Source organism: Rhodobacter capsulatus, assembly GCF_005144475.1.
GTDB lineage: Bacteria > Pseudomonadota > Alphaproteobacteria > Rhodobacterales > Rhodobacteraceae > Rhodobacter > Rhodobacter capsulatus_C.
In genome coordinates this window covers 1-5,552 of sequence record NZ_SWJZ01000070.1, presented here as the reverse complement: position 1 = coordinate 5,552, position 5,552 = coordinate 1, and the positions used below count along the sequence as shown (strand labels likewise).

General features: G+C 70.4%; 6 protein-coding genes. 3 read left to right on the top strand and 3 right to left on the bottom strand.

Going from position 1 to position 5,552, the window contains the following annotated elements:
- The 3 genes from FBT96_RS15455 to FBT96_RS15445 form a co-directional block, all read left to right on the top strand.
- Positions 1 to 1,080, top strand: a 1,080-nt coding sequence (locus FBT96_RS15455) for a methyl-accepting chemotaxis protein (RefSeq protein ID WP_249306518.1), incomplete at its 5' end; no start/stop codon positions are given.
- 151 nt (positions 1,081 to 1,231) lie between these two features.
- Positions 1,232 to 2,026 carry a threonine/serine exporter family protein gene (locus tag FBT96_RS15450; RefSeq protein ID WP_136908172.1) on the top strand — a complete coding sequence of 265 codons (795 nt, stop codon included), beginning with the start codon at positions 1,232 to 1,234 and terminating at the stop codon, positions 2,024 to 2,026.
- A 2-nt stretch (positions 2,027 to 2,028) separates the two neighbouring features.
- The gene (locus FBT96_RS15445) at positions 2,029 to 2,496 is read left to right on the top strand and encodes a threonine/serine exporter family protein (RefSeq protein ID WP_136908170.1); all 468 of its coding nucleotides are present in this window, start codon (positions 2,029 to 2,031) and stop codon (positions 2,494 to 2,496) included.
- A gap of 12 nt (positions 2,497 to 2,508) precedes the next feature.
- Here the strand turns inward: FBT96_RS15445 and FBT96_RS15440 are convergent, their stop codons facing one another.
- The 3 genes from FBT96_RS15440 to FBT96_RS15430 all read right to left on the bottom strand — a co-directional run.
- The gene (locus tag FBT96_RS15440) at positions 2,509 to 3,273 is read right to left on the bottom strand and encodes a hypothetical protein (RefSeq protein WP_136908168.1); all 765 of its coding nucleotides are present in this window, start codon (positions 3,271 to 3,273) and stop codon (positions 2,509 to 2,511) included.
- 370 nt (positions 3,274 to 3,643) lie between these two features.
- Positions 3,644 to 4,546, bottom strand: a complete 903-nt coding sequence (locus tag FBT96_RS15435; protein ID WP_136908166.1) for a bifunctional 5,10-methylenetetrahydrofolate dehydrogenase/5,10-methenyltetrahydrofolate cyclohydrolase — start codon at positions 4,544 to 4,546, stop codon at positions 3,644 to 3,646.
- 118 nt (positions 4,547 to 4,664) lie between these two features.
- Positions 4,665 to 5,552: SbcC/MukB-like Walker B domain-containing protein (locus FBT96_RS15430; RefSeq protein ID WP_212635395.1), on the bottom strand; the 888-nt coding region annotated here is incomplete at its 5' end.

The following is a 5,552-nucleotide window of genomic DNA, read 5'->3' as shown; positions in this document are numbered from 1 at the left end:
GCGCAACAGGCGGCCTTGGCGGCCGCCGAGGCCGAGCGCGACCGCGACCGGCAGGAGCAGGCCCGGCAGGAGGCCGAGCGGCAGGAGCGGCGGCGGCTGCGCGACGCGGCCGAGGCCGAGCGCGCGGCGCAGCTGCAGGAACAGCAGCTGGTGGTGTCGCGGCTGGCCGAGGCGCTGCGGGCGATCTCGGCGGGCGATCTGACGGCGCGGATCGAGACCGCCTTTCCCGCGGCTTACGAGGGGCTGCGCAGCGATTTCAACCAGGCGGTGACGCGGATGGCCGAGCTGTTGAGCGAGATCGTCCGGGCCGGCGGCGCGGTGCAAGCGGAGGCGCATCAGCTGGGCGCGGCCTCGGGCGAGCTGGGGCGGCGCACGGAAACGCAGGCCGCCTCGCTGGAAGAAACCGCGGCGGCGATGAACCAGATGGCGGCCTCGGTCGCGCAGGCGCTGCAGGGCGCGCGCGAGGCGGCGCAGGCGGTCGGCCAGACCCGCGAGACCACCGCCGCCGGGCGCGAGGTGGTGCGCCGCACGCTGCAGGCGATGACCGACATCGCGCAAAGCTCGGAACAGATTTCCCGCATCACCGGCGTCATCGACGACATCGCCTTCCAGACCAATCTTCTGGCGCTGAACGCGGGCGTGGAAGCCGCGCGGGCGGGCGAGGCCGGGCGCGGCTTTGCCGTTGTCGCGTCAGAAGTGCGGGGGCTGGCGCAGCGCTCCTCGGAGGCCGCGCGCGAGATTGCCGGGCTGATCGCGACCTCGGTGCGGCAGGTCGGCGAGGGGGTGGATCTGGCCAGCGGCTCGGATGCGGCCTTGGGCCGGATCGAGGATCTGGTCACCCGGCTCGACACTTTGCTGGCCGCGATCGAAACCGGCGCGGGCGAGCAATCGGCGGGGATATCGGAGATCACCGCGGCGGTGAACCAGCTCGATCAGGTCACCCAGCACAATGCGGCGATGTTCGAGGAAAACGCCGCCGCGACCCAGGCGCTGCTGGGCGAGGCGCAGAGGCTGCGCGCGCTGACGGCGGTGTTCCGGATGCAGGACGCGGAGGCGCCGCCGCTGCGGCAGGCAGGCTGACCCCCCGGTTCGCCGCGTTTTGCGCAAGATTATCAGGATCTTGCCCTTGCATCCCGAGGGGGCGGGCATAGCTGATATGCAGGGTCGTTTCGATGGTTGCCCCGCCTTGCCCGGGCTGTTACGGGGGGCCGATTGCAAGAAGGGGAACCGCATGGAAACCGGGGACGATCCGGTGGTCATCCGCCACCGCGAGCTGGAGCGCTATGCCAACACGGCGCTCAAGGCGGGCAGGATCATGATGGAAAGCGGCGCCTCGGTCAGCGTCGTGCACCGCGGCATCACGATGATCGCGCGCGGCTTCGGCGTCGAGACGATCGGGCTGCGCTCGGGCTATACCTCGATCGCGATGACCGTGCATGTTGCGGATCAGACGATCACGCGGATGCTGCAGGTCGGGCGGCTGGGGGTGAACCACCGGCTGGATCTGGCGGTGCGCCAGCTTTGCGCGCGCGCCGAAAGGGGCGGCATGAGCGTCGAGGAGGTCGAGGCCGAACTGGCGCGGCTGGTGCGCGAGACGCCGCGGCATGCGGCCTGGTTCACCGCGCTGGCGGTCGGGCTGGCCTGCGCCTCCTTCGGGCGGCTTCTGGGCATCGACTGGCTGGCCTTCGGGCCGGTCTGGCTGGCGGGCGCGATCGGGCAGTTCATCCGCCACCACCTGCTGCATCGCGGCGTGAACATCTTCATCGTCGCCGGGGCGATCGCCTTCCTGTCGGCGACGCTGGGCGGGCTTGGTGCGATCGCGCTGCAAAGCGCCACGGTGCAGCTGGCGATGATGGCCTCGATCCTGCTTTTGGTGCCGGGCGTGCCTTCGACCAATGCGCAGACCGACATCATGGACGGCTATCCGACGATGGGCAGCGCCCGCGCGGTCTGGGTGCTGATGATCATGCTTTTCGCCGCGACCGGGATCTGGTTTGCCGAGGAACTTCTGGGGACGAGGAGTTGACCATGTGGGATTTCCTGCCGCATCTGCTGCATCAGGCGCTGTTTGGCGCCGCCGCCGCCGCGGGCTTCGGCGTTCTGTTCAACTTCGGTCTGCGGGCGCTGCCCTGGTGTGCCGCGGCCGGGGCGCTGGCGCTGATGGTCCGCACCGGCGGGCTGGATCTGGCCTGGAGCCTTGAGGGGGCGACCTTCGCCGCCGCCATCGTCACCTCCTGCGCGGTCTCCGCGCTGCGTGGCCTGCTCGGCCCGGCCTGCAATGCGGTCGCGCTGGCGGGCTGCATTCCGATGGTGCCGGGGGCCTTTTTCGGCGAGGCGCTCCTGGGCTTCTTTGCCCTGACCGCGCCGCATCCCGCCGATGCGGTCGAGATTTTCGTCGCCGCCGCCGAACATATCATCCGCGTCATCTTCACCCTGGCGGCGATCGGCGCGGGGCTGGCGATCCCGGCGCAGCTGTTGCGAAATCAGGACTTCTGAGCCCCGACGGGCTCAGTCAAGCCCGGCGCAGACCAGCCGTCCGGGCGGTCCGGCGAAGAACAACGTGTCGCGCTGCTGCCCGGTGCCGGTCTCGGTTTCCAGCCGCAGCCCGGCAAGGGCAAGGCCCAGATAGCGACCGCGCAGCGGCACGTCGATCTGTTGCCAGGCCCCGCTTTGACGGAGGCGCAGCGGCTGGCCCGGCGGCGGATTTCCGGCAGGCCAGGGGATCGTGCCGATCGCCTCTGACGCGCTGGCCGCAGCCTGCCGCAGACTGCGGGTGAGGGCGCGATACTCCGGTCCGGGGCGGCAAAGCTCGATCCCGCGCAGCAGATCGTCCAGCACCGGCAGGGGCGCGGGCGGCTCCGCCGGACCGGGGGCAAAGCGCAAAAGCGCCCCCTCGGCCGTGGCCAGAACCAGCTCGCCGCGCCGGTCGCTCGCGAGATAAGCGGCCGGACGATCCTGAAACCGCGGCGGGCATTCCGGGGCATTGCCGCGTTCCACCACCGCAAGGCCGATGCCGGGAAACAGCACTTCGTAGCGCTGATAGGCGCAGCGCTCCTCGGCCGCGGCGGGGGGGGCGGGGTGGCGGCTGATGGCGCAATCGCCCGCAAACAGCGTCTCGCCCCCGGCCGAGGTCAGGCGGCAGCGGCCCTCGTAATCGATCGCTGCCCCGGCCTCCGCCCCCAGAGCGGCCGAGGCGCAGCCCAGCCCGAGAAAGGCCGCCAGAGCGGGGCCGGTCCAGCCAAGGACGCCAGGGGAAGGGCGAAACCACGTCACTGCAGGATCCTGACCGGCCACATCGGGGGAACCATCGCGGGCGAAGATGAAGACGGTGCTAAGAAGACGCCGAATTTCCGGCGCATTTGAGCTTTCGCCCGGGGCGCCTTGGTCCGATCCGGGTTTGCGGCGGTGCGCGCACGTCCCTTGGGGGCACGCACCGCCGGGTGAAGGGGGGCGTGAGGGCACCCGCCCTTCGGGTGTCTTGATTGACGGAAAAATCAACTCTCGCTAGCGAGGCGCAACAGGCAAGGCTGGCCCAAATGCGACGCTTTCGATACAAAAACGTCTCTTTCGACGCGCGAAGACCACGTTTCCGTGATCGGCTCCGCGGCGCCGCAGCCGTGCCGGGAAACGGGCCGCTGCCCGGTCAGGCCCGCGCCGGTTCCAGCCACCCCGCCGCAACCTGACGGCGATGCGCGGTCAGCGCGTTGCGCATCAGCATCGCCACCGTCACCGGCCCGACGCCGCCCGGAACCGGGGTGATCCAGCCTGCCACCTCGCGCACCGCCTCGGTGTCGACATCGCCCAGGATCCGCACCTTGCCCGCCGCATCGGTGACCTGATTGATCCCGATGTCGATCACCGCCGCGCCGGGCTTGATCATCTCCGGCCCGATCAGATGCGCCTTGCCCACCGCCACGATCACCACATCGGCGCGGCGCGAATGCATCGCGACCGAGCGCGTCATGTGGTGACACACCGTCACCGTCGCCCCCTCGGCCATCAGCAGGAAGGCGACGGGCTTGCCGACGATCTCGGAATGGCCGATCATCACCACCTCGAGCCCCGGCAAGGGCAGCCCGGTCGCGCGCACCATCTCCACCGCCGCCGCCGCGGTGCAGGGCGCCAGCGCGATGTCATTGTAGACGATATTGCCGATCGAGGCGGGGTTCATCCCCTCGACATCCTTCAGCGGATGGATCGCCGATTGCAGGGATCGGACATGGATATGCGCGGGCACCGGACGCTGCAGGATGATCCCCAGCACCGACGGATCGTCGTTCAGCGCCGCGATCTTGCGCTTGCAGGCCTCCTGCGTCGCCGCGGCCTCCCAGACCACCTGTTCGAAGGGCAGACCGGCCGTCGTGGCGGCGCGGGCCTGATTGCGGACATAGACCTCGATCTCGGGCGAGGGGCCGATCGAGATCGACACCAGACGCCCGACCGGATGGGTCTCTGCCGCCGCCTCAAGCTCGGCGCGGATCCCGGCCAAAAGGCGCTGCTGCACCGCCTTGCCATCGATGATCCGGTGATCGCGTCTGTCGGCCATGGCGGGTCTCTCCTTGCTGTTCGGCTGGGCCGATCCTTGCACGGGGCCGCCGCCGCCCGCGTTTCGGCGCCGACGCATCGGCGGAAAAAAGCGTCTTCGGCGCTCAGACCCCCATGCGTCAGACGCCGGGGCCTTCGACGCGCAGGCTCGACCGGCCGCCGCCCTCCTTGCGCACGGCGATGCGGGTGGCGATGCGGGCCTGCATCGCCTCGACATGGCTGATCACGCCGACCTGCCGCCCCTGCGATTGCAACGTCTCGAGCGCGTCGATCGCCAGATCAAGGCTTCCCGCATCCAGCGCGCCAAAGCCTTCGTCGATGAAGAGCGTGCCCGCGAACGTGCCCTTGCCGCCCATCTGCGAGAGCGCGAGCGCCAGCGCCAGCGAGACCAGAAACCGCTCGCCGCCCGAGAGGCTGCGCGTCGCGCGGGGGCTGTCGCCCATGTCGCGGTCCTCGACCTGCAGCGCAAGATCGGCGGCGCGGCGCAGCCGGTAACGCGGGTTCAGATCGGCCAGATGGCGGTTGGCATGGTCCACAAGCACATCCAGCGTGATCGCCTGCGCGATGCGCGCAAACCGGTCGCCCGAGCGTGCGCCGATCGCCTTGTTCACCGCCTCCCAGACCTCAAGCTCGGCCCGCGCCGCCTCGGTTTCGGCCGCCAGATCGGCCAGCGCCGCCCGCGTCCGCGCATCGCGGTCAAGCTCGGCCGCAAGGCGCCCGATCTCTTGCGCGCGGCGCTCGGTCTCGGTCTCAAGCGCCGCAAGACGGGGCGAGAGAATTTCAGGGCTGTCTTCGGGAAGTCCTTGTTTCTCAATCTCTTGCAGGTCGTTCTTCCGTGCCGTGAGGGTCGAGCGCGCCGCCGTCACCGCATCGTCGCGCCCGCGCAGATCGGCGCGCAGGGCCTCGGCCGTGCCGGGCGGCAGGGCGATCAGCGCCGCAAGGTCCGCCGCGGTCATCGCGGCAGCGCCCAGCGCGGCGGCAAGCGTGGCCTCTGCCTCGGTCTGCGC

What these genes read in the sequence shown, in the direction of transcription:
- FBT96_RS15450 (WP_136908172.1), top strand. Translation starts at nt 1,232, where the DNA reads ATGGAAACCGGGGACGATCCGGTGGTCATCCGCCACCGCGAGCTGGAG.
- FBT96_RS15445 (WP_136908170.1), top strand. Translation starts at nt 2,029, where the DNA reads ATGTGGGATTTCCTGCCGCATCTGCTGCATCAGGCGCTGTTTGGCGCC.
- FBT96_RS15435 (WP_136908166.1), bottom strand. Translation starts at nt 4,546, where the DNA reads ATGGCCGACAGACGCGATCACCGGATCATCGATGGCAAGGCGGTGCAG.